This is a genomic window from Xenorhabdus yunnanensis (genome assembly GCF_028598805.1).
Classification (GTDB): Bacteria; Pseudomonadota; Gammaproteobacteria; order Enterobacterales; family Enterobacteriaceae; genus Xenorhabdus; species Xenorhabdus yunnanensis.
Genome location: NZ_JAQRFI010000243.1, coordinates 1 through 457 on the forward strand (window position 1 = coordinate 1; position 457 = coordinate 457).

The following is a 457-nucleotide window of genomic DNA, read 5'->3' on the forward strand; positions in this document are numbered from 1 at the left end:
TCAACATGTACCATAAACAGTTCATCAATTGAACACCTTTCTCGTCTTCTTATCGCTTTGACTTCAGCCCATTTGGGTTCGATGGGATTCAAATCCGGGCTGTAAGGGGGTAACCATTCCAACAGGCAACCGTGGTCTGCTATCGCTTTTATCGTGTCATGCCGTTTATGGAATGGGGCATTATCCATCACAATCACGGCCCCGCCTGGGAGCTTTGGCAGCAAATCTTGTGTCATCCAGGCATGAAAGACATCCGCATTAATGTTTCCAGAAAATAAGCTTAAGGTCACGAAGGTCATTTTGAGGATGGCGCCAATGACATTAATGCGACCTTTGGCCTGCCAATCGTGTGTACCGAAGCAGCGCCATCCTTTTGTCGAATAGCCGTGTGTACGGGGCATAGATTGCGCAAAGCCGCTTTCATCGAGATAAACAATCGGTTTTCCCGCCTGTTCAT

General features: G+C 47.7%; 1 protein-coding gene. It reads right to left on the reverse strand.

Translation table 11 applies throughout. The features are described from left to right. On the reverse strand, positions 1 to 457 hold a 457-nt coding region (locus PSI23_RS22070; protein WP_273557053.1), incomplete at both ends, for an IS630 family transposase.